This window comes from Pseudomonas sp. AC255, assembly GCF_979258175.1.
Map to the genome: position 1 here is coordinate 2474097 of NZ_OZ409841.1, position 23926 is coordinate 2498022.

Consider the following 23926-nt stretch of genomic DNA (forward strand, 5'->3'; position numbering starts at 1 on the left):
TGGGTCAGAGCCCCAGATAAGCACGCTTGACGTGCGGGTTCTCCAGCAGTTCCTGGCCAGTGCCGCTGAGCACCACTTCGCCGTTCTCCAGCACGTAACCTCGATGAGCAATGCGCAGCGTATGAACGATGTTCTGCTCGACGATCAACACGGTGGTGCCCAACTGGAGAATCCTGTTGATGATCTCGAAGACCTGCGACACCAGCAGCGGCGACAGGCCCAGCGAGGGTTCATCAAACATCAACAATTTCGGCTCGGCCATCAGCCCCCGGGCGATGGCGACCATTTGTTGTTCGCCGCCCGACAGTGTCCCGGCGTTCTGATCAAGACGTTCGCGCACCCTCGGAAACAGATCGAGAATATTGTCCAGACGCTGCCTGTAGCCCGCTCGTGCACTGCGTTTGTAGGCGCCCATCAAGAGGTTGTCGCGCACGCTGATGAAGGGAAACAACTGGCGCCCCTCCGGTATCAGCGTCAGGCCCGCGTCGACAATCTGATCGGGGCGATTGCCATCGATGCGCTGGCCTTCGAATTCGATCGTGCCTTGGGACGGTGTGACGATGCCGCACAAGCTGCGCAGGGTCGTGGTTTTGCCGGCGCCGTTGGCGCCGACGATAGTCACCACCTCACCGGCCTTGACCTCGAACGACACGCCACGAAGGATCTCCGTACCGCCATAGCCGCTGTGGACGTTGTCGAGTTTAAGCATGGCTGTACTCCTTACCGAGGTAGGCTTCGATAACCTGAGGATCGTTGATCACATCATGAGGCGCGCCCTGCATCAGCAGCGTGCCGGAACTGATCACGACGATGCGGTCAGAAAGGCTCATGGTGGCTTGCATCAGGTGCTCGATCATCAACACGCTGACGCCCGAATCACGCACCCGACGAATCACTGCGATGGCCTTGGCAACATCCGTCGGGTTGAGGCCGGCCATGACTTCGTCGAGCAACAGAATGCGCGGGCGCGTCGCCAGAGCGCGGGCCATTTCCAGGCGCTTCATGCCGCCGACCGTCAAGTTGCGCGCCCGGGTGTCGAGCAGCGCGGTGAGTTCGGTCAGCTCGGCGACTTGCTCGGCGATCGCCCTCGCCTCCTTCGCGTCGGCGGTGTGCATGAATGCACCGAGCATGATGTTCTCGCAGACACTCAAATCAGCGAATGGCTGCACGATCTGAAAGGTCCGGCCAATGCCTGCCCGGGCGAACTCGGCCGGGCTGTTCGGGGTGACCCAGTCGCCATTGAGCAGGCGCACTTTCACTTGGCCTTTGGATGGCAGAAGAAACCCGGAGAGCTGGTTGAACACCGTAGTTTTGCCGGCGCCGTTCGGGCCGATCACACCCACGATTTCGCCTTCGGCCAAGCTCAGCGAAACATCGTTGGTGGCGTGCAGTCCGCCAAAGAACTTGTGCAGGTTTTCTGCGACCAGAACCGGCTCACCGTGCGTGGCCGAGTGGGGTTGCGCCAAGGTCGGCCCGATCGGTGCTTTTGTATTTGCCATCGAACGACGGCCGCCGGGCAATGAGTCGATCCAGGCAAATATCCTGGCCCCAAAACGCCCCACCACGCCTTGCGGAATAGTCAGCACCACCACGACCAGCACGATGCCATAGACCAGACCGTGCACCCCGCTGCCCAGATCGCCAAGCCAGCCGCGTGCCAGTTCAGCCAGCGGCAGCACCAGCAAAGTGCCGATCAGCGGTCCCGATACCGTGCCCAGTCCACCAATCAACGCGAACATGGCGATCTGAATCGACATCTCGAGAGAAAACATCGAGCCGGGTTCGATGAAGGTCAGGTACATCGCGTGAAAGCTGCCGACCAGGCTGGTGATAAATGCGGACAACACCACGGCGATCAGCTTGACCTTGACCGAGTTCACGCCCACCGCATGGGCGGCGTCTTCACGCTCACGCACGGCGATCAGGTAATAACCCAGTCGGGAATTCTTGATCTTCCACGACACCGCCAATGTGATGAGCAGAAAGGCGAAGGCGATCAGCAGGTACGGCCAGCGCGGGCGGAACAACATCCACTCGAAACCGAGCTTCAGCGGTACGCCCAGCCCTGCCGCACCACCGGTCACGTCATGCTGATTGATCGCCACCAGACGCACGACCTCCAGCACCGCAATGGTCGCCAAGGCAAAAAACGGCCCGCGCAATCTGAAGCACGGCCAACTGATCAGCACCGCGATAATCGACGACAGGATTGCGCCAGCGAACATGCCGATCCATGGACTGATGCCCAGTTTCATCATCAACAGCGTCGTCGTGTAAGCGCCCACTCCATAGAACACGGCATGCCCCAACGACAGCTGGCCGGCAAACCCGCCGACGATGTTCCAGGCACTGGCCAGTGCCGCATAACTGCATATGAGGATGAACAGGTGATAAACGAACGGCGAGCCAACGCTCAATGGAATGATCAGTAACAGCGCCAGGGCCAGTGCACTGACATAGACACGCGGGTGCAAAATATTCATGACCATTTTCCTCACTCAGACCCGCGACCGGCGCCGAAAAGACCTGTCGGACGAAACACCAGGATGCCCAGGAAAATCGTGAAGTAGACGACCTCCTTGAGGTCCGGCGCGATGTAGTAACCGGCGAGACTGTCGACGATGCCGATCAGCATTGAACCGATCAGTGCGCCGGACAGGCTGCCCAGGCCGCCCAGCACCACAATCACAAACGCCGTCAGCACGAAGAAAGTGCCAACGGTTGGAAAGACCGGATATTGCGGAGCGATCAGTCCCGAGGCGACGCCCAGGCAGGCGCAACCCAGGCCGAAGGCAAACACATAGATATTTTTGACGTTGACACCCATCAGTTGCGCCGCGTTGCGATGCTGTGCAGTAGCGCGGACAGCCCGGCCGAGAAAGGTGTTCTGCAAAAACCAGTGCAGCCCCGCGACCAGTGCGAGCGACGCGACAAACGTGATCAACTGACCGCTGCTGACGCGAAAGGCGCCGAAGCTGACGGTCGTGGTACCGACGCTGATGTTCTTCACCGTCATGACGTCGGCACCGAAGATCAGCAACGCGCCGTTCATCAGGGCAATCGAGACGCCCACGGTGGCGAAAATCTGGATATGTCCCTCGGCGCCAAGCAACGGCTGAATGATGAAACGCTGCATTGCCGCACCAGCGGCAAACAACAGGATCGTGGCAGGAATGATCGCCATATACGGGTGGATGCCGAGGTGCGAATTCAGCAAGTACACGGCATACAGGCCGATCATCAGAAACTCGCCATGGGCGAAGTTGACCACACGCACGATGCCGAAAATCAGAGTCAGGCCGATGCTGATGATGGCCAACGTGCCACCGAGCAATAAGCCGTTTAACAGGAGCTGGATGAAAATTTCCACGGTTGGCGCCCTCTTTGCGAGCGAACGAACCCGTGAAGCTCAATGATCAAGCTTCAGCAGATTGCGGGGTTCAGGTATCAGGGTTGGTCGGAAAAACGCGCTTGGGCAACGGCGGCTGCCTGGGGGTAAACGGTTTTCAGCAGTCCGTTCTGCCACTGCATGATTGCCGTATTGGCGCGCTGGTTCTGGCCGTTCTTGCCAAACCTGGCACCGATGCCGGCAGCCGTGCCGCCGAGAGGAATATCGATGGTTGCCACCGAGGCACGGATCGCATCGGCGTCCAGCGAAGTACTGTTTTCCATGGCATCGAGGAATATCTTCGCCCCGACATAGTTGATCAGGCTGTGGCCCGAGCGCGGTTCGATGCCGTAGCGATCCTTGTATGCCTTGGCGAACGCACCGATACCGGGAGCGCCGTTTTCATTGGTTTGGAACTGTGGGAAATCGACATCGAGCACGCCCTCCATATTGGCTGCGCCGACGACCTTGACCGTGTCCTGCATGGAATAGCCGCCGCCGGCGCCGATAACGGCTTTGGGCCTGAAACCGGCTTCGCGGATCTGGCGGAAAAACAGCGTCGTGTCGTTCTGATAACTGGTCTGCAATACCACATCCGCCTGGGCGCCTTTCAAACGCAGGATCAGCGATGAGAGATCGACCGCTTTGGCCGAATACGGTAGTACCTCGACCACGTTCAGACCTTGCTCCTGAGCGATTTTTTTCTGAAACCCGGCGATGGTCGTACCGTACAGCGCATCCTCGTGGATGATCGCGACCTTCAATTGTTTCGGATCGACCTTGAGCGATGGGCTGACAATGTCCGTGATGGCGGTGATGGTGCCTTCGGCGAAATTCCTGGCGGTCGGGTTGCTGCGCATCACGTAGCTCAGATCACGCTCAGTGATGTGGTCGGACACCGCACCCAACTCGAAAAATGGCACCCCCGCCATCTCCGTCACCTGCGTGGCCGCAAATGACAGCGCCGAGGAATAGCTGCCAAATACAGCAGTGACGTTCTCAACAGAGGTGAGCCGGCGCGCGGCACCGACCGCTTGTCCCGCATCGACTGCGTCGGCCTTGAGCAATTTGATCGGCTCGCCCTTCAAACCGCCCGAGGCATTTCGTTCGGCGACGGCCAGTTCGAGGCCACGGAAGCTCTCGTCGCCCAGCAACGCCAGGGATCCACTCAGGGGATAAAGCGCACCGATCCTGATGTCCGCGAGCGCGGCAACCGGAGTGGACAGGCAAAGCAGGATGCCGGCAGCTTTCAGCCAGCTTTTCGCGGTAGCCGCCACGGCCACGGCTTCCTCTTGAGCGAGTCTCATTGGATTCATCTCCCGCAGATATTGTTTTTATTGTTCCTTCAAATGATCCGTGCCGAGCACAGACATCGTCGGATTACAGTGGCGATGACACGCAAGTTTCTGCGCCACTGTTTGCAAGAGTACGGCTCGCCAAGATTGGCTGGATATAGCTGAAAAAGCACACCTGCTGTGAATTTTCGGCACAGCTTCTATCGCCGATTGATCAGTCCCAAGGCGCCGGCGACCACGCTTCCACCAGCCTGTCGATGAACAGCCGAATCTTCGGCGACAGGTGTCGCTTGCTCGGATAAATCACCCGGATCGGCTCGGCAGCCTCGGCGTAATCTGCGAGCAACTGCACGAGCTTGCCACTGCGCAAGTCATCGTTGACTACATAGGATGGCAACGTCGCGATACCGAGGCCGGCGGCAGTCGCCTGATGCAAGGCTTCAGCGCTGTCCATCTGCAGCCGCCCGGCATGAATGACCGACACAGGCTGACCATTGACGCGAAAATTCCACGGCAGCAATCGGCCACCGCTGACGAAGTGCAGGCACGCATGCCCGGCGAGATCTTCAGGTGTCTGCGGTGCCGGATGTTCATTCAGGTAATTGGGCGAGGCACAGGTGATCATTTGCTGGTAAGCCACCGTGCGCGTGAGTAGCCCGGAGTCTTCCTTGGGCGGACCGATGCGAATCGCCAGATCGAAACCCTCGTCGATCAGGTCGACCAGCCGATCGGAAAACGTCGCGTCGATGGCGAGCGACGGCCAGTCTCTCAGGCAGCGCTCGATGTGCTGCACAACGTGCAGCCGGCCCAGTGCTACCGGCAGGCTCATGCGCAAGCGGCCGCTGGGCGTCGAACGGCGGAACGCCAAAGCCTCTTCGACCTCGTCCAGATCCTGCAGGATGCCCACGCATCGCTCATACAGCACCCGACCATCGTCGGTCAGGCTCAGGCTGCGGGTGGTGCGGTTGAGCAGACGGACCTGCAGACGCGATTCGAGCCGCACGATCGATTTACCGACGGCCGAGCGAGTCAGCCCGAGTTGCCTGGCCGCCGCCGTAAAACTTCCGGCATCCACCGAGGCGACGAAGGCGGCGATGTCGTTCAGGTTATGCAGTTCCATGTGGCCTCCGGATTTGGCATTCAGGCGGCTTGGCACCGGTTATGGGGAACCCTATTCCCCAATCATGAGCATAACATCTCGATTAGTTAATCCATCACCAACGCCTGATTGAGGTCATATGAACACTGAAGTAAAAGCAGCCGTGCAAACCTGGGCCAACAGCCTCAGCGATCTGGTACCCGTGCTCAAGGGCACCGATACCACCACAAAGATGAGCGACATCCGCGATGCCTACGCAAAAATGCTCGGGCAGAATCAGCCGCCGGCTGGCGTGAGGTTTGAAACAGTCGACATGGGCGGCGTGCCCGCTACGCTGGTGACTCCGGATGAGCTCAAGACCGACGCGGTGCTGATGTACATCCACGGCGGCGCCTACATCGTCGGTCGACCTGACGGCTACCACGGCATCGGCGGCAACTACGCAAAAATGCTCGGCGCGCGGGTGTATATGCCGGATTACCGCCTTGCACCCGAGCATCAGTTCCCCGCCCCCATCGATGACACTTTGCGCGCCTATGAGTGGTTGCTTGAGCAGAACATCGCCGCCAGCAAGATTGCCTTCGCTGGCGAGTCGGCGGGTGGCGCGATGGTGGTCAGCGTGATGGTCGCGGCAAAATCCAAAGGCTTGCCCTTGCCTGCGGTGGGCTCGTCAATCTCGCCTTGGGCCAACCTTGAACACACCGGCACCTCCATGAGCAATCGTGAAGGCCTTGACCCGCTAAACTCCAAGCCAGTGCTGGACATCCTCGCGCGAGCCTTTCTCGGCTGCACCCTGGCCAACCATCCGCTAGCCTCGCCGGTGTTCGCCGACGTCACCGGACTGCCACCGATTCTGGTGCAGATCGGCGAAAACGAACTGATGCTCAGTGACGCGATGCGTCTGGCCAATCACCTGGCGGACAACCGCGTCCGGGTCAATCTTGAAGTGTGGCCCGGCATGTTTCACGCCTGGCATTTCTACGCGGGCATATTGGCCGAGGGGCAGCAGGCGCTGGAGAGTTCGGTGCGGTTTATCGAGGCGGGATTGACTGAGGCTAATCGCTGACCAGACAGCATTAGCTGCTGATCGGGGACACTTGTCGCTGTATTGCTCGGCGCCTTGGCGGTATGGTGATTTGCCGACCGCCGAGGAACCCTGAATGCCGAAAAAACCACCAGCCCCTGAGAACAGCGCCAGTGCAGCCGACATCGAACGCGCCATTCTAGCCTTGAACAAAATGGCCGAGCGTCTGTGGGGTGACGGGCGTGAAGCCGAGGCCAAAGCGTTGCTCGATGCACTGGATGCGCTGAATCGCGCCCTCGACCGGATCCGCATCGGGGAAAGTCGCAGGGCCGTCACCCTGCACTGAATCAGACCTGATAGAACTCGCGATACCACTGCACGAATGCTTGCACGCCCTGCTCGATCGGCACCTGCGGGCTGAAGTCGATGCAGCGTGCCAGCGCCGACACGTCGGCCCAGGTCTTCAATACATCGCCCTCCTGCATCGGTAGATAACGGCGCTGGGCCTTCATGCCCAATGCCTGCTCCAGGCATTCGACGAAGATCAATAGCGCTACTGGACTGCCGCGACCGATATTGAACAGCCGGTTAGTACCACGCTCGGCGCTGAGTGCGGGCGGTTTGTCGAGCAGTCGGAAAATCCCTTCGACGATGTCATCGATGTAGGTGAAATCCCGCGCCATTTCGCCTTGGTTGTAGAGGTCGATGGCGCGCCCGTGCAGCATGGCTTCGGTGAATTTGAACAGCGCCATGTCCGGCCGCCCCCACGGGCCGTACACGGTAAAGAAGCGCAGGCCGGTGGCTTGCAAACCGTAGAGATGGCAGTAACTGTGCGCGAGCAATTCGTTGGCACGCTTGGTCGCGGCGTACAACGAAACCGGTTGGTCGACCGGGTCGTCTTCTGCAAACGGCATCTTGGTATTGGCGCCATACACCGAGCTGCTCGAGGCGTAGATCAAGTGCTCCGGCGGATGGCGACGGCAAGCTTCCAATACGTTGAGAAACCCGACCAGATTCGATTGCGCATATGCATCAGGATTGTCCAGCGAGTAGCGCACACCGGCCTGGGCGGCCAAGTGAATGACCTGTTTGAAGTGTCCGTGCTGTAACAGCGCGTTCAACGCCGCCTGATCAACAATGTCCAGTCGATGGAAAGTGAAATTGGCCAGCGTCTGCAATCTGTGCAAACGCGCCTCTTTGAGTTTGACGTCGTAATAAGGATTGAGATTGTCGATACCCACAACCTCGAGCCCCTCGCGACACAAACGCATGACCGTGTGATAACCGATAAAACCTGCGGCACCTGTTACCAGAACACTCATGATCACCTCGGCTCACCGGTTGGACTTTAAGGAGATACACAGCACCGAACATTTACCGGCCAACAACGGCAACTATTGATAGACGACCCTAGTTACCCTGGCCAGCAGCATCCGACGCGAGGTATTTAAAAGTCGAACTGCCGACGAATCGAAAGATGTAAGATTGAAACTAATTTGCTATCACGGACGCCATCTAACACCCGCGACTTCAATAACTTCGAAAAGTTTAAAAAATCCGACGAATAAATTTCACCATTCACAAACAATGACTTACGCAACACGGCCATTATCAGCGGATGAAAGGCAGTCTTTTTGACTGTTATTAATTGACAGCTTGCAAAGACTGGCCGATAACTTAGCACTGCCCGAAGAGCTCGCGCCGCCGCGCACTTTTCTGCTCTCCGGCTACTTATGTAATTGGATCCTGAAGGTCGCAACTGCGAACCGTGCGGTAGCTTTGCCTGAATGAAAGCGCGCCGATTCGTTATAGCCAAGACGGCCACGGATATAACAATAACCAACCGTTGATTCATTTTTGAAACACTTCTTCTGCCAATAAACATTGATGCATCTGGCTCGGCACTTTGCCTTGATCAGCCTACTACCTACTAGCAAGCTTGGCGGCTAGTCCCACGTTGTCGGCCGCCCTGCTTACACGATCGCTATGTATGGAGTACTCCAGCATGCTAACGGTTTGCCGCAACGGCTCTAACTGGTATTTATTGCAGTGCAAGCCCCGCCAGGATGAACGGGCACAACTCAATCTGCAGCAACAGAATTATTCAACTTTTCGGCCGCAGTTGATGAGCGAGCGAAGTGTTCGTGGCAAACGCCAACGAACACTGGAATCGCTGTTTCCCGGCTACGTGTTCATTGAACTGAGCCGCGACGACAACTGGGCACCGATTCGCTCGACCCGTGGTGTCAGCCGCATCGTCGAATTCAACCATGTGCCCGCCCGGGTCGATGAAGACGTGATCGCGCAATTGCGTGAGCGCAGTCAGGAGTCGATCGGCTTTCCTGCGGAACCGACACTCAAGCCCGGCGAACCTCTGCAAATCGTCCAGGGTCCACTGTCCCCGCTCGAAGGCGTGTTCCTGTCCATGCAGGGCGATGAGCGGGTAATGATCCTGCTCAATTTCCTCAACCGCCAACAGCACGTCAGCGTCCCGCTGAGTTACCTCGAACGCCAGCGACAATAGTCCGGATCCGCTTCGCCCTGACCCCGACCCCCTTAATCAGGAGCGTGATCCATGGCTCTGAAGCCTCGCTGTTCCTTGGTTTTAGTCGTCGCCTGCTGTGCCCCCGAAGCTGCCTGGAGCGTTGAGCCGCAAGCGATCAATGTGTACGGCTTCGATTTCACCCCGACCTTTGCCTTGTCGGAAAGCTACGACGACAACTTTCGTGAAGTCGAACACGATGTCGAATCGACCATGGTCACCCGCCTGGCGCCGGCCTTCGAGCTCAAGGCTGAAGATCGCAACAGCGCCACGCGGGTGATCTGGGAGCCGACCCGCTACATCTATCACAGCGCCTCGGACGCTTCGAACACCGCCCAGCGGCTGCGCGCCGACAGCATCATGGAATTCACCGATCGGCATCGGCTGAAACTCGAAGCCGAGGCGCGCAAATACGAGCGCACCACCTCGACCGCCGTCGACGGTATCAACGACAAGATCGAGAGCCAGCGCGTCGGCGGCGTCTACACCTTCGGCGCGCGCAGTGCGCTGAACCAGATCGACCTCGGCGCCAGTTACGCACAGCTTCGCTATGACAACGCCGACGGCATCAACGATGACAAGGAGCGCAACACCAGCAACCTGACCAGCACCTGGTATCACCGCCTCGGCAGCAAAACCCGTGGTTTGCTCGAATACGACCACACCCGCTTTGACTACCTGCAATCGAACAGCCCGCGCAGCAGATCGCTCCGATGCAGTGCTGGCCGGAGCCGAATGGGACATGACAGCGAAAACCACCGGCAAGCTGCGCGTCGGTTACGAGCGAAAGAATTTCGACCAGAGCGGTTCCGACGATCTGAGCAACCCGACCTGGCAAGTGGATCTGGCGTGGAAACCGCGCACCTACTCGACCTTCACCTTTCTCGCGCGCCAGGCCATGGCCGAAGGCGATGACGGCTCCGACGCGGTGAAAGCCACCTTCACCCAGATCGGTTGGCGTCACGGCTGGACCGAGCGCATCACCACGATTGCTGAAGCCGGCATGGGTCATTACGTCTACGAAGGCCAGGACCGCAGCGACGATTTGCAGGACTACAAACTCGGCGTGAATTACGCAATGCGCCGCTGGCTGGACGTCGAAGTCGCCTACCGCCACCGCGACAACGACTCCGATGCCGACAACGAAAGCTTCACCCGCAATGTTTTCCAGATCACGTTCGACGTCAGTCTTTAGGAGGGTTGGGCCATGCACACGCGCCTGATTTTACTGTTGTTGCTGCTCTGGACAGTGCCCACGGTCGAGGCGGCGGACACCGACCCCCATTACCGCCTGGCCGCCGGCGATGTCTTGCGCATCATCGTGTTCGGCGAGCCGGAACTGAGCTTCAAGAAGATTCGCCTCAATGATGCCGGCACGTTCTCCTACCCGTTTCTCGGCGAAATCGTCGCCAAGGGCCTGACGCCGAATCAGGTCGAACAAAAGCTCGTCGACGGCCTCAAGCAAGGCTACCTGGTCGATCCGAAAGTCAGCCTCAGCCAGATCGAATACCGCCCGTTTTACATCAACGGCGAGGTGCAGAAGCCCGGCAGCTATCCGTTTCAGCCCGGCCTGACCCTGGAAAAAGCCATCGCCCTGGGTGGCGGCCTGACCGAACGCGCCTCGATGAAACGCGTGACGATCCTGCGCGGCAGTGGCGGCCCGCCGGTCACTGAAAACGTCTCGCGCACCACCGTCATCGCCCCCGGCGACACCATTTCCATTGCACAAGGCTTTTTCTGATCATGGACAACAGCCCAAGCACCTACCTCCAACGTCCGCTCCAGGGCCACTTGCCAACGCAAGCGGCCGACGAGTCGGACACCCTTGATCTGCTGCACCTGTGGCGCGTGGTCTGGTCGGCGAAGTGCAACATCGCCTGGCTTGTGCTGCTCAGTTGCGCGCTGGCCGTGGTGGCGCTGTCGTTCATCACGCCGCAATACGTCGGCAGTGCGACGTTGCTGATCAAGGACAAGACGCCGCCCGTGATGAGTTTTCAGCAAGCCGCCGAAGCCGGTGGCGCGACCACCACCGATTACTTGCAGACCCAGCAAGCGCTGCTGCAATCGCGGGAGCTGGCCGAGCGCGCCGTACGCAAACTGGGCCTCACCACCCACCCGGTCACCGATCCACGCCAGCAGGCGCAGAGCTGGTTCACCCCGCGCCACTGGCTGGCGGAGCTCAATCGCGACCAGTGGCTGCCATGGCTGGACCTGTTGCCGCCGCCGAAGCCGCCAGCGACTGAAGAACAGGTGTTCAACGACGTCACGCAAAACCTGATGCTGCACACCAGCGTCAAATTCGTCGGCAAGAGCCAGTTGCTGGAGATCGACGTCGAACTGCCCGACCCGGCACTCGCTGCGGCGGTGGCCAACGCCCTCGCGCAAGGCTTCATCGACAGCCAGCAGGACACCAGCCTGAAGTCTTCGCAAAACAACACCAGCTGGATGAACACCCGCCTGGTCGAACTGCGTGACAACCTGCGCGTGGCCGAAAACAAGTTGCAGGCCTATCGCGAGGAACAGGGTCTGGTCGATGTCGACGGCGTCGCCACCATCAGTGCCAACGAGCTGCAAATGACCGGCAACCGCATGATCGATGCGCGCCGCGACCGTGCTGAAGCGGAGAGCCAGTTCCGTCAGGCGCAAGCCTTGAGCAACGGCGACATCAGCCGTTTGTCCAGCGTGCCGGCAGTGCTGAGCAATCCGCTGATTCAGCAGTTCCAGGCCGACCTGGCCAAGGCTCAGGCCAAAGTCGAAGAGTTGTCGGGCCGCTACGGGCCGAAACACCCGGCGCTGATATCCGCCCGTTCCGAACAGCGCACCGCCGCCAACAGTCTGCGCCTGCAAGTGCAGCAAGTGGTCGCCGGCATCGAGCGTCAATACCAATTGGCGGTGGCCAGCGAAGACGCCCTGCGCAAATCCTTCAACAGCAACAAAGCGCAGATTCAGGACATTTCGCGCAAGGAATTCCAGCTGCGCGAATTCCAGCGTGAAGTCGACAGCACCCGCGCGCTGTATGAAACCTTCGTCACCCGCCTCAAGGAAACCGCCGCCACTTCGGACATGGATTCCGCCAAGGCGCGCATCGTCGACCCGGCGATCGCACCGCTGGAAGCGAGCAAACCGCGCAAGAACCTGATTCTCGCGATTGTTGCGCTGGTCGCTGCGGTGGTTGGCGTCGCCCTCGCCTTCCTCTTCGATACGCTGAGCAACACCTTCAAGACCGACGACACCGTCGAGAGTCTGCTCAATGTGCCGTTGCTCAGCGTCGTGCCGCTGGTGATGAAGAAGAGCCGGCGGCAGTTGGCGCGGTTGTTCGAAGACAACGACCACCCGCGCTTCTGCGAAACCATCCGTAATCTGCGCACCTGGCTGATGCTGCAGAACAACGAACGCCCGGCGCAGGTGGTGCTCGTCACGTCCTCGGTGTCCGGCGAAGGCAAAAGTACCATCGCCAACAACCTTGCCTCGTCACTGGCGCCACTGGAACGGGTGCTGCTGATCGATGCCGACATGCGTCAGCCGACGCTGTCGCTGAACTTCGATTTCCCGCCGCAGAGCCCCGGCCTCGCCAACCTCATGGCCGGCAGCGCACGGCTGGAAGACTGCATCCGCAGCGTCGGTAATCTGGACATGCTCCCGGCCGGCTGTCTTACGCCATCGGCGCTGGACCCGTTCGATGCACCACGGCTGAAAGCCTCGAGCAGTTCGAGCAACGCCGTGGCCCCTGCGCAGGACTTGCTCAGTTCACCGCGCCTCGGTCGGCTGTTGCAGATTCTCAAGTCGCGCTACCGGCACATCATCATCGATTCGCCGCCAGCGGAAATCGTCAGTGACGCGCTGTTGCTGGCCCAGCATTCCGATGCGGTGATCTACGTGGTCAAGGCGCAGAGCACGCCGGTCGGCCAGGTGCGCAAAAGCATCGCCGTATTGCAGCAGAGCCAGGCGCCGGTGTTCGGCGTGGTGCTCAATCAGGTCGATCTGCGCAAGGCGCGCAAGTACGGCCATGGCCATTCCCGTTCCTTCTACGACTACGACTTCGCCCCGCGCTGATCCTTCGGGCCGTGCCGCCCGGCCGCAGCCTGTCCTTCCCTGTTCGACGAATCGGAGATCGCGCCGATGACCTCGCAATATTCCGCGCAAATGGCACACCGTCGCGGCCTCACCTTCTGGGGGCAATGGTTGTGCGCAATGACCCTGGTCAATCTGTTGCTGATTGTTCTGGTGCACTGGCGCATCGGCGCCTTGCCCAGTGAATACCGGCTACTGATCATCCTCACGGTGCTTGGCTCGATGCCGGTCTACGGCCTGGTGCAGGTCTACCACAAGCGCCATGGTCTGCTGGTCGGGCTCGGACGTTTGCTGGCCGGCTGGCTGATTCTGCTCGGACTGCTGATGAGCATCGCCTTCGTCACCCAGACCAGCGCGTTGTTCTCCCGGCAGGTGGTGATTGTCTGGGCGGTGGTCGGTTTTCTCGCCCAGGCGGCGACGTTTCTGCCGCTGCATCTGTTCGTGCGCATGTACACCAAAATGATTTGCAACGAGCGCCGCGCGGTAATCATCGGCACCTGCCCGACCGCCCATGAACTGGCGCGCAAACTCCTCGACCCGGATCGCGCGTTACTGCTCGGGTTTGTCGCGGCGAAAGCCGACAGCGGCCCGGCGCCGAGCATTCTGCCGCTGCTCGGTGAAGTCGAGGACATCCGCGAAATCATCACGCGCTTGCAGGCGCGGCGGGTGTACATCGTGCTGCCGATGGCCGAGGCGGCGACGATCGAAGCGTTGTACATCAATCTGCTCGACATGAACGTCGACGTGGTGTGGATTCCGGATCTGGGCAGCATGGTCTTGCTCAATCATTCGATCTCCGAGATCGAGCGGATGCCGGCGATCTATCTCAACGAAAGCCTGCTCACCTCGCACCCCGGCAGCCTGTTCTGCAAGGACCTGTTTGAACGCAGCGTCGCTGCGGTGGCGCTGATTCTGCTCAGCCCGCTGCTGCTCGGCGTCGCCATCGCGGTCAAGCTGAGCTCGCCGGGGCCGGTGCTGTTCAAGCAGAACCGCCATGGCTGCGACGGCGAAGTGATCCGCGTGTGGAAGTTTCGTTCGATGCGCGTGCACAACGATCAGCAAGTGCGTCAGGCCACCCGCGACGACGACCGCGTCACACCGCTAGGACGCTTTCTGCGACGCAGCTCCATCGACGAATTGCCGCAACTGTTCAACGTGCTGTTCGGCCACATGGCGCTGGTCGGGCCGCGTCCGCACGCGGTCACCCACAACATCTATTACACCGGCAAGGTGCGCGCCTACATGGCGCGGCATCGGCTCAAGCCTGGGATCACCGGGCTGGCGCAGATCACCGGGCACCGCGGCGAAACCGAGACCGTGGAAAAGATGCAGCGCCGGGTCGCCCAGGACCTCAATTACATCAATCAATGGTCGCTGTGGCTGGACATCAAGATCCTGCTGAAAACGCCCTTCACCCTGTTCTCGAAAAACATCTACTGACAGCGGCCAGCGCTCTGGCCCACCCCGCCACGCATGAGGTTTTCCCATGAATGTGAGTGTATTCGGTATCGGTTATGTCGGACTGGTCCAGGGCGCCGCGCTGGCCGAGGTCGGCCACAACGTGCTGTGTGTGGATGTCGACGCGGCCAAGGTGCAGGCCTTGAACGACGGCAGCCTGCCCATCTACGAGCCGGGTCTGAAAAGCCTGGTGCGGGACAATCATCACAGCGGCCGTCTGCAATTCGGCAGTGATCTGGTCGCTGCGGTAAAGCACGGCGATGTGTTGCTGATCGCGGTCGGCACGCCGCCGGACGAGGACGGCTCGGCGGATCTCAAACATGTCCTCAGCGTCGCCCGTACCATCGGCGAACACCTGCGCGGCGAGCAGATCATCGTCGACAAATCCACGGTGCCGGTGGGCACGGCGGACCGGGTACGCGAATGCATCAGTGCAATCCTCGCCGAGAGCGGCCGCGCTGCGCTGACCTTCGATGTGGTTTCCAACCCGGAATTTCTCAAGGAAGGTTGCGCGGTCGACGACTGCATGCGCCCCGACCGGATCATCATCGGCACCGACAGCCCGCGCGCCGAAGCGCTGATGCGCGAGCTCTACGAACCGTTCAATCGCAACCGCGAAAAAATCATCGTCATGGATGTGCGCAGCGCCGAACTGACCAAGTACGCCGCCAACTGCATGCTGGCAACCAAGATCAGCTTCATGAACGAGATGGCCGGGCTTGCCGAAAAGCTTGGCGCCGACATCGAAATGGTTCGCCATGGCATCGGCTCGGATCCGCGCATCGGCTACCAGTTCATTTATCCCGGCATCGGTTACGGCGGTTCGTGTTTTCCCAAGGATGTGCGTGCACTGATCCATGCTGCACACGGCGTCGATGTCGATGCACGCCTGCTGCGGGCGGTGGAGTCGCGCAACAACGAGCAGAAAAGCACGCTGTTCCACAAGATCGCCGAGCACTTCAACGGTGCGCTGGAAGGCAAGACCTTCGCGCTGTGGGGCCTCAGTTTCAAGCCCAACACCGATGACATGCGCGAAGCGCCCAGCCGCGTGTTGATGGAGGCGTTGTGGCGAGCCGGCGCCAATGTGCAGGCATTCGACCCGAAAGCCATGGAACAGGCGCAGCAGCTTTACGGCCCGCGCGATGACCTGACGCTGGCCGGCACCAAAGAGGCGGCGCTGAAAAATGCCGACGCGCTGGTGATCGTCACCGAGTGGCAAGCGTTTCGCGCGCCGGACTTCGAACTGCTCGCCCGCCAGCTTAAAAATCCGCTGATCTTCGATGGCCGCAATTTGTTCGATCCGCAACGCCTCAGCGCACGCGGTTTCACCTACATCAGCGTCGGCCGGCCAACCTGCGCCGCCCAAGCACAGGATCTCGCGTCATGATCCGCCTGGAATTGCTCGACCGTTATTCGCCGGCCCTGCTGGAATCCAACCGGGCCTTCTCCTTTCTCAACTTCGCCTCGATCGGCAGTTTCATCCGCCAGCCGCCGTCGTCGCTGGCGTATTTTTGCGACGGCATGCTGATGTCCGGGTTCATGTCGCGCATCACCGGGCGCGCGGTGCAGCGGGTCAGTTTCGATTTCACCTCGATTGCCGATCCGGTGTTGCGTGAATCCGAGCAGCGCGGCAAACGCGTCTACGTGGTCGGTGCGCGGCAGGCCGAGCTTGATCGTTTCGTGGAAAAGCTCGGCACGCAGTACCCGCGCCTGCAACTGGTCGGCGCGCACAACGGTTTCTTCGATGCCGAGCAAGGCGCCGCGCTTCAGGCTGATATCCGTCGGCAGCGGACCAACCTGTTGCTGGTCGGCCTCGGCGCCGGTCTGCAGGAGCGCTTTGTCCTCGATGCGCTGCGTGGTGGCTTCAGCGGCGTGGCGTTCACCTGCGGCGGTTTCATTCGTCAGGAAGCCGATGCCGGCGAGCGTTACTACCCCGACGCCATCAACCGCCTGCACCTGCGCGCCTTCTACCGCATGTACCGCGAGCCGCACACGATCAAGCGCTACCTGCTCGACTACCCGAGCAATGCCCTGCGCCTGACCGAACTGATTCTGCGCCAGCAAGTGGCAATCAATGTCACTGCCCCATGAGGATTGTGCCGATGCATATTCTGTTCACGCTCAAGGATTACCAGACTGGCGGCGGCGTCGAGTGCGTGCAGCAACGCCTCGCCGAGCAGTTTCTGGCGGACGGCCGGCGGGTGAGTTTTTTCGTCATGAACGGCGACTCGCCTAACGTCGACGGCGCGCCGAGCATGGCCGGTGGCGGCAGTGGGCTCGCGGGCTGGCTGAAATCGATCGTGCTGCTGCGCCGGCTGATCCGCCGTGAGGGCGTGACGCATCTGATTGGCGCCAAGGAGCAGGCCAACCTCTGCACTTGGTTCGCCACCCTGGGCAGTGCCTGCAAAGTCATCTACACCCGCCACGCCGCGCTGGATTGCGCCGAGCAGAACACCGGGCGCGCCAGCCTGCGCCTGTTGTACGCGCTGTACCTGTGCGGCAGCGGCAAGGTAGTCGCGGTGTCCCACGGTCTGCGCCAGTCGCTTGCCGGGTTGATGCCGTGGGGCCAGCCGCGCATCCGTTATTGCCCGAACGCGGTGATCAGCGAGCAACTGTTGCGTGCGGCTCAGGCGCCGTTGCCCGGTGGCGTGCCCCATCATTATTGGCTGGGTGTCGGCCGGCTAGTGGAAACCAAGGGCTTCGCGCTGCTACTCGACGCCTACGCGCTGGCGGCGCAACAACGCCCGCTGCCCTATCTGGTAATTGCCGGCGACGGGCCGTTACGCGCAGAGCTTGAGGCGCAGGCGCAACGGCTGGGCATCGAACGCTTGGTGCATTTCACCGGGCATCTGCGTAATCCCTATCCGCTGATCCGCCATGCGCAACTGTTGGTGCTCAGTTCTTTGCACGAAGGTTTGCCGACGGTACTGGTCGAGGCGCTGGCGTTGGGTACGGCGGTAATATCCACCGACTGCGGCAGCGGGCCGCGCGAGTTGCTCGACGATGGACGCCTCGGGCGTTTGGTCGTCGTCAACGATGTGCCAGCCCTGGCCGAGGCGCTGCTCGACAGTCTGGCCAGCCGCGAACCGGAGCCGCCGCCCCGACGCTCAGTCAGCGACGCGATCCTGCCCTATACCAGCCAGTACGCCGCGCAGGCTTATTACCAGGTGTGGAACCGATGAAAAAGCTGCTGATCATTCTCCAGGACCTCGGCGCCGGCGGCGCGGAGAAAATGATGGTGCGCCTCGCCGGTGCCTTGGTTGAGGCCGGCAACGAAGTCACGCTGCTGATGCTCACCGGTGCCGGCATCAATCAGCCGGCGCTCGACCCACGAGTCAGACAAGTGCTGCTCGACAGTCCGCGCAGCGCGGCGGCTGTGCCGGCACTGACACGGTTTTTACGCAGCAATCAGTACGACGCGCAACTGGCCGCCCTCACCCACGTCAACGTCGTGGCGATTGCCGCCGCCGCGCTGTCCGGGACGCTGGCGCGGCTGCATGTCAGCGAGCGCAATGCCTTTTCGCGGGACAAACACGTCAACCCGGCATTGTCGGTCAAGCTCGCCTACTGGCTGGCGCCGTGGTTGTACAGGCTGATTCCCAACCCGGTGATCTGCGTGTCACAAGGCGTCGCCGAGGATCTGGTCGACACCACCATCGCCCGCCCGCGCGATGTGACCACCGCTGACAACCCGGTGCTCGACAACGATTTTCGTGACAAACCCGCCGCCGCGCCCAGCCACCCCTGGTTGAAGGACAAAACCACCCCGGTGATCGTCGCTGTAGGACGCCTGGCGCAGCAAAAAGGCTTCGACACCCTGATCGACGCCTTCGCCCGCCTGCCGCAAGGCGATGCGCGGCTGATCATTTTCGGCGAAGGCGCCTTGCGCGGCGAACTGCTGGCCCAGGCGACAGCGCTCGGCGTCGCGGAGCGTTGCGATCTGCCGGGTTACGCCAATGACCCTATCGCCGAGATTGCCCGAGCGGACTGTTTCGTCCTGTCGTCGCGTTTCGAGGGCAGCCCCAACGCGTTGGTCGAAGCCCTGTCGACCGGCACGCCGGTCGTGGCGACCCGCTGCCCGTACGGCCCGCAGGAAATCCTCGGCGATGGCGCCGTCGCCCCCTTGGTCGAGGTGGACGATCCGGCCGCCCTCGCCAGCGCAATCAGCGCACAAATGGCCGCACCACGAGCCCTGCATCGCCAGCGGCGGATTGATGCCGCCGCGCGCTTCGTCAGCGGCCGCGCGGTGCAGACCTACCTCAAGGCGTTACTCGGGAGGCGCTGAGATGAACCGCCTGCAAGTGCGTTATTCGACACTGGCCGACGCCTTCACCTTGTTTGGCGTGCTGTTCTATACGCAAGTGATCGGCTTCTTTCTGCGCCTGGGGAATGTGAGCACGCTGGACGATGCCCAGCAGGATCTGGAAGGCAATCTCGCCAATCAGGTCTGCGGCTTGCTGACGTTGCTGGTGCCGCTGTTTTTCTTCATTCGCCACAAAGTGTTCCTCAGCAAGAGTTTCTACCGGCAGAACCTGTTTTTGCTGTTGTTTCTCGGCTGCGTGGCCGCGTCGATCAGTTGGTCGAGCGAGCCAATGCTCAGTTTCAAGCGTTTCGTTGCGCTGCTCAGCGTGGTGTTTTTTGCCGGTTTTATCGCTTGGCGCTACAGCATCGAGCGGATCGCTTTTCTGTTCGGCTGCGTGATCGGTGCAGCGGCGCTGGTCGGGTTGATCTTCGCCGTGATTCGCCCGGACATCGCCTTTATTTCCGGCGGCATCCGTGACGGGGCCTTTCGCGGGGTGTTCGCGGAAAAGAACGCTGGCGCACGCCTGAACGCGATTGCGATCCTGTTGCTGCTGCCGATGATCCGCCAGCGCAACCCGCTGGCCATGCTGTATGGGCTGTTCGCGCTGATCGCCATCGGTCTGGCGCAGTCAGCCACGGCGATTGCGCTGATCGTCGCCGGCACCGCCAGTTACGCCTACTTCATCACGCTGATCCGGCTGCGCATCAACCGCTCACTGCTGGCCTTCACCGCCGCCACGCTGGTGTTCTTCCTCTTGTGTGGGGTGCTTTACGCCAACTACGCCATGCTGCTGGAACTGGTCGGCCGCGACCCGTCACTCACTGACCGCACGTTGATCTGGGAGCTGTTGCAGCCGCTGATCGATGCGCAATTTCTCAAGGGCTACGGCTTCGGCGCGTTCTGGGCCAGTGCCGATGCCGATGCGTTTATCACGCGCTGGGGCTACATCGGCAATGCCCACAGCGGCTACGTTGAAACCCTGCTCAACGGCGGTTTGATCCAGTTGATCGCCCTGCTGCTGATGTTTGCCCAGACCCTGAGCAAGCGCTATCGGGCAATCACGGCGGATCAGTCGGCGCGCTATCAGGCCTGTGCGCTGGTGATCATCGGCCTGTTCGTCGTTACCAATTACGTCGCCTATGTGATTCCCAACTACCGCTCGGGCGAGTTCCTGATTTTCTGCGTGCTCAGCCTGACCTTCCGCCACCACCTCGTCGCTCGTCCGCAGCCGCTGCCAGCGGCGAATGCTCGGCCAATGCGCGGCACTTTCCGGGAGCAACGCCCATGCTGAATGATCCCTCGGCCGTCACCGTGTGCGTGGTGATTCCGCTGTACAACGCCGCCGCCAGCATTCAACGCACACTGGACTCGGTGTGCGCACAGACCCGCCCGCCGGACAAAGTCATTGTCGTTGATGACGGTTCCAGCGATGCCGGGCCAGAGATCGTCAGGCAGTACGCCGCGCCCTTCCCCATCGTGCTGTTGCAGCAGCCCAACCAAGGCCCGGCCAGTGCACGCAATCGCGGCGTGTTCAGCGCCGAAGAAACCTTTATCGCTTTCCTTGATGCCGACGACCGCTGGCACCCGGAAAAACTGCAAAAACAACTGGCACTGCACGCGGAATTGACCCGACAGGGACGCAAAGTCGGTTTGATCGATTGCTTTCAGATGAGCGAATTCAGTGATGGCAAACGCCAATTAGAGGATCGCTGTAAACACGGCGAGCACTTTGCCGACTTCATGCGCGAGAACATCATCAACGGCACCTCCGGCGTACTCGCCCTGCGCCAGATCATCGTCGCCATTGGCGGCTTCGATCAGAGCCTGCGTTTTGCCGAGGACCGCCTGTTGTGGACGCGCATCGCGGAAATCAGCGAGATCCACAGCGTGCCGCAGATTCTGCACTGGCGCGCCGTCAATGCCGCCAACATCACCGCGCAACCGCACAAGTATTACCCGCACAAGCTGCGCTTCATCCAGCTGTACCTGGCGCGTTACGGCACCCGGCTGAACCAGCAGCAGCGGATCTATTTCGTCCTCGCCAATCACGCGGAATTTCTCAATGCCTTTTCCCGGCGCGGCGATCATCGCCGGGTCATCGAGGTGTTCCGACAGATGCTCGGGCATTCGTGGCAGACGCTGTTGTTCTCCCGGGGCAAACCGACCCTGCGCTACCTCTACGCCTGCTTGAAAAGTCTGGGCAACAGCCGCTGAATTTCAGGGATCGCGCCATGGCCAACCGTCGCCTGATGACCCTCGCATGGATTTTCACCGAGAAGTTCGGCCTGATTTTCCTGTCGATGATCACCTTTGTCGTGTACGCGCATTTGTTGACGCCGACGGAGTTGGGCATCGGCACGCTGATCATCGCCGTGGTCGAAGTGGTCGGCATTCTGTTCTCGTCGATGCTGGAAGACCCGCTGGTGCGCCTGCAGCGGATGGAACACAAACACATCAGCAGCGTGTTCTGGTTTGCGGTGCTGGTCAGCCTGCTATCGATTGCGTTGATTTCGCTGGCGATGGTGCTCTATACGCCGTCCACCGCGCTGCGCTGGATGACCGCTGTGGCCTCGGTGAAAATCCTTTTCACTCTGATGGCGCGGGTATATGTGGCGCAGCTGCGCCGCAGCGGCAATTTCAGGCTGCTGGCCTCGCGCACCTTGCTCGGCAAAGTGGCTGGCGGGGTTGGCGGCGTGGCTGTTGCGCTGCTGGGTTTCGGCCCGTGGGCGGTGGTTGCCCAAGCGCTGATCATGGACGGCGTTTCCACACTGGTACTGATGCGCAGCGAACGTCGGCGCATTCCCTTGCTGATCGACCGCCAGGTGCTGAGCGAACTGCTGCGCGCCGGTCTCCCGGTCTGTGTCAACGTGATGAGTTCGCAAACCCTGCAACGCGGCGTCAACCTGATTCTCGGTCTCACCGCTGGCGCCCATGCGGTGGGCATGTTCAATCTGGCCATGCGCATCATCGATCTGCCGCGCTCGGCGATCTACAACGGCTTGATGAGTTACGCCCTGCCGGTGTTCGCCCGGCGCAGTGCCGAACCGGCGCGGCTGATCGGGGTGATTGGCGATTCCACGGCGATCAGCGGCTTCGTGCTAACGCCGCTGTTCTTCGGCATCGCCCTGACCGCCGAAGACATCATCCTGCTGATCTTCGGCGCGAAATGGGCCGACGCGATTCCCTTGCTGCAAGTGCTCGCCTGCACGGCGGCGCTGGGCAATCTGGCGCTGTATGCAACCACTGCGCTGGTGGCGGTCAATCGCACGCACCTGACGCTCAAGGCCGAAGTTGCCACCACCCTGCTCGCGCTGGCGCTGGTCTATCTGCTCGGCGCGACCTACGGCGGCATGGCGGCGGCGCTGGCATTGCTGCTGCGCATGCTGCTGATCACGCCGCTGCAGGTACGCGGCCTGCACGCCGCGATCGGTTACGACTGGCGCAGCTTCTTTCAGTCCAGTTACCGCAGCCTGCTTGCCTCTTTCGTGATGGTCGTCGTGGTGATGTGGCTGTCGCGGCAGACCGGCCTGTCCGGTTATGCGCACCTGGCCGGCGACATTGCCATCGGCACGCTGACCTATGCCTTGGCCTACAGCCTGCTGCACCCGCGCTGGCCGCAAGAATTCAAGTTGGTGTTCACCGCCCGCTGAGCCGGATTTCCTCGCAATGGAGTACGTCGTCATGCGCAAAACCACGTTGATCACGGGCGGTGCCGGCTACCTCGGTTCGCACACGGCATTGCAACTGATCGAAGCCGGACACTCGGTGCTGATCCTCGACAATCTGTGCAACAGCAGCCGCGAAGCAGTCGCACGGCTGGAGCTGTTGAGTCATTCGCACGTCGATTTCATCGAGGGCGATATCCGCGACGCCGCGCTGCTGGACGAGATTTTCAGCACCTATGCGATCGACGCCGTGCTGCATTTCGCCGGGCTCAAAGCCGTTGCGCAAAGCGTGCGCCGGCCGATGGATTACTACGCCAACAATGTGTTCGGCACGCTGAACCTGTGTCAGGCGATGGCCCGCGCCCACGTGTTCAATCTGGTGTTCAGTTCCTCGGCGACGGTGTACGGCGAGCCGGCCCGCATGCCCATCGTCGAAGAGCACGGCACCGGCAAACCGGCCAATCCCTACGGGCGCTCGAAGTTGATGATCGAAGAATTGCTCAGCGACCTTGCCCTCGCCGATTCACGCTGGAACATCGCTGTGCTGCGTTACTTCAACCCGATCGGCGCGCACCAGAGCGGGCTGATCGGCGAAGCACCCAACGGTCGGCCGAACAATCTGCTGCCGTGCCTGACCGAGGTTGCCAGCGGCCAGCGACATGCGCTGACCGTTTATGGCAATGACTATCCAACCGTTGACGGCACCTGTATTCGCGATTACATCCATGTGCTGGATCTGGCCGAAGGTCATCTCAAGGCGCTACAGGTTTTGCAGGACGACGAGCATGGCCTGCACGTGTGGAATCTCGGCAGCGGCACCGGCTACAGCGTATTGCAGATCATCAGCGCCTTCGAAGACGTCACCGGCCTGCGCATTCCCTACCGCTTCGCCCCACGCCGCGCCGGAGATATCGCCGAGTGCCGCGCCGACGCGAGCAAGGCCGGGCGCGAGCTGGGCTGGCGGGCACAACGCGAGCTGACGCAAATGCTCATCGACAGCTGGCGCTGGCAGACCAGCAACCCATGGGGCTACCGCCCGAAACCGGCGCCGCTGCTGGCGGTGGGTAGCTGAACCGGCGCA

Annotated in this window: 22 protein-coding genes; 15 read left to right on the forward strand and 7 right to left on the reverse strand. The window is 61.0% G+C overall.

Annotated elements, in window-relative coordinates; genetic code table 11:
• Positions 1-4: 4 nt before the first annotated feature.
• The 5 genes from ACZZ0K_RS11295 to ACZZ0K_RS11315 all read right to left on the reverse strand — a co-directional run bounded on the left by ACZZ0K_RS11295 (position 5) and on the right by ACZZ0K_RS11315 (position 5803).
• A complete protein-coding gene (locus ACZZ0K_RS11295) occupies positions 5-709 on the reverse strand; it encodes an ABC transporter ATP-binding protein (protein ID WP_258708109.1) in 705 nt (234 codons plus the stop codon).
• A complete protein-coding gene (locus ACZZ0K_RS11300) occupies positions 702-2483 on the reverse strand; it encodes a branched-chain amino acid ABC transporter ATP-binding protein/permease (RefSeq protein ID WP_258708108.1) in 1782 nt (593 codons plus the stop codon). Before ACZZ0K_RS11300 ends, ACZZ0K_RS11295 begins: the two co-directional genes overlap by 8 nt.
• 11 nt (positions 2484-2494) lie before the next feature.
• Positions 2495-3370, reverse strand: a complete 876-nt coding sequence (locus ACZZ0K_RS11305; protein WP_258708107.1) for a branched-chain amino acid ABC transporter permease — start codon at positions 3368-3370, stop codon at positions 2495-2497.
• 77 nt (positions 3371-3447) lie between these two features.
• On the reverse strand, positions 3448-4695 hold the full coding sequence (locus tag ACZZ0K_RS11310) for an ABC transporter substrate-binding protein (protein WP_258708106.1): 1248 nt from the start codon (positions 4693-4695) through the stop codon (positions 3448-3450).
• A 202-nt stretch (positions 4696-4897) separates the two neighbouring features.
• The gene (locus tag ACZZ0K_RS11315) at positions 4898-5803 is read right to left on the reverse strand and encodes a LysR family transcriptional regulator (RefSeq protein WP_252885941.1); all 906 of its coding nucleotides are present in this window, start codon (positions 5801-5803) and stop codon (positions 4898-4900) included.
• A 118-nt stretch (positions 5804-5921) separates the two neighbouring features.
• Between ACZZ0K_RS11315 and ACZZ0K_RS11320 the strand changes: the two genes are divergently transcribed.
• Positions 5922-6848, forward strand: coding sequence for an alpha/beta hydrolase (locus ACZZ0K_RS11320; RefSeq protein WP_258708105.1), 927 nt, complete (start codon positions 5922-5924; stop codon positions 6846-6848).
• A 94-nt stretch (positions 6849-6942) separates the two neighbouring features.
• On the forward strand, positions 6943-7152 hold the full coding sequence (locus ACZZ0K_RS11325) for a hypothetical protein (RefSeq protein WP_150635422.1): 210 nt from the start codon (positions 6943-6945) through the stop codon (positions 7150-7152).
• A gap of 1 nt (position 7153) precedes the next feature.
• On the opposite strand, the gene ACZZ0K_RS11330 is transcribed toward ACZZ0K_RS11325, so the two are convergent.
• The gene (locus tag ACZZ0K_RS11330) at positions 7154-8128 is read right to left on the reverse strand and encodes an NAD-dependent epimerase (protein ID WP_258708104.1); all 975 of its coding nucleotides are present in this window, start codon (positions 8126-8128) and stop codon (positions 7154-7156) included.
• A 683-nt stretch (positions 8129-8811) separates the two neighbouring features.
• Between ACZZ0K_RS11330 and rfaH the strand changes: the two genes are divergently transcribed.
• Positions 8812-9330, forward strand: a complete 519-nt coding sequence (rfaH, locus tag ACZZ0K_RS11335; protein WP_258708103.1) for a transcription/translation regulatory transformer protein RfaH — start codon at positions 8812-8814, stop codon at positions 9328-9330.
• Positions 9331-9411: 81 nt separating this feature from the next.
• Here the strand turns inward: rfaH and ACZZ0K_RS11340 are convergent, their stop codons facing one another.
• Entirely contained in the window at positions 9412-10092 is a 681-nt protein-coding gene (locus ACZZ0K_RS11340; protein WP_463559106.1) for a hypothetical protein, read from the reverse strand.
• Between ACZZ0K_RS11340 and ACZZ0K_RS11345 the strand changes: the two genes are divergently transcribed.
• From ACZZ0K_RS11345 to galE, 12 genes are all read left to right on the forward strand, one after another.
• Positions 10091-10543, forward strand: coding sequence for an outer membrane beta-barrel protein (locus ACZZ0K_RS11345; protein ID WP_463559107.1), 453 nt, complete (start codon positions 10091-10093; stop codon positions 10541-10543). The genes ACZZ0K_RS11340 and ACZZ0K_RS11345 overlap by 2 nt on opposite strands.
• Positions 10544-10555: 12 nt before the next feature.
• Complete coding sequence (locus ACZZ0K_RS11350; RefSeq protein ID WP_258708101.1) at positions 10556-11089, forward strand: polysaccharide biosynthesis/export family protein; 534 nt, start codon at positions 10556-10558, stop codon at positions 11087-11089.
• A gap of 2 nt (positions 11090-11091) precedes the next feature.
• Positions 11092-13401, forward strand: a complete 2310-nt coding sequence (locus ACZZ0K_RS11355) for a GumC family protein (RefSeq protein ID WP_258708100.1) — start codon at positions 11092-11094, stop codon at positions 13399-13401.
• Positions 13402-13467: 66 nt separating this feature from the next.
• Entirely contained in the window at positions 13468-14859 is a 1392-nt protein-coding gene (locus ACZZ0K_RS11360; RefSeq protein ID WP_258708099.1) for an undecaprenyl-phosphate glucose phosphotransferase, read from the forward strand.
• A 46-nt stretch (positions 14860-14905) separates the two neighbouring features.
• On the forward strand, positions 14906-16264 hold the full coding sequence (locus ACZZ0K_RS11365; protein ID WP_258708098.1) for a UDP-glucose dehydrogenase family protein: 1359 nt from the start codon (positions 14906-14908) through the stop codon (positions 16262-16264).
• Positions 16261-16968: a WecB/TagA/CpsF family glycosyltransferase gene (locus tag ACZZ0K_RS11370; protein ID WP_258708097.1), complete on the forward strand. Its 708-nt coding sequence runs from the start codon at positions 16261-16263 to the stop codon at positions 16966-16968. Before ACZZ0K_RS11365 ends, ACZZ0K_RS11370 begins: the two co-directional genes overlap by 4 nt.
• A gap of 11 nt (positions 16969-16979) precedes the next feature.
• Positions 16980-18059, forward strand: coding sequence for a glycosyltransferase (locus ACZZ0K_RS11375; protein WP_258708096.1), 1080 nt, complete (start codon positions 16980-16982; stop codon positions 18057-18059).
• Positions 18056-19162, forward strand: coding sequence for a glycosyltransferase (locus ACZZ0K_RS11380; RefSeq protein ID WP_258708095.1), 1107 nt, complete (start codon positions 18056-18058; stop codon positions 19160-19162). Before ACZZ0K_RS11375 ends, ACZZ0K_RS11380 begins: the two co-directional genes overlap by 4 nt.
• Before the next feature lies 1 nt (position 19163).
• A complete protein-coding gene (locus tag ACZZ0K_RS11385) occupies positions 19164-20471 on the forward strand; it encodes an O-antigen ligase family protein (RefSeq protein ID WP_095179847.1) in 1308 nt (435 codons plus the stop codon).
• Entirely contained in the window at positions 20465-21394 is a 930-nt protein-coding gene (locus ACZZ0K_RS11390; protein ID WP_258708094.1) for a glycosyltransferase family 2 protein, read from the forward strand. The genes ACZZ0K_RS11385 and ACZZ0K_RS11390 overlap by 7 nt, the downstream gene beginning before the upstream one ends.
• A 17-nt stretch (positions 21395-21411) precedes the next feature.
• Complete coding sequence (locus ACZZ0K_RS11395) at positions 21412-22830, forward strand: oligosaccharide flippase family protein (protein WP_258708093.1); 1419 nt, start codon at positions 21412-21414, stop codon at positions 22828-22830.
• A gap of 31 nt (positions 22831-22861) precedes the next feature.
• The gene (gene galE, locus ACZZ0K_RS11400; protein WP_258708092.1) at positions 22862-23917 is read left to right on the forward strand and encodes a UDP-glucose 4-epimerase GalE; all 1056 of its coding nucleotides are present in this window, start codon (positions 22862-22864) and stop codon (positions 23915-23917) included.
• Positions 23918-23926: the final 9 nt, after the last annotated feature.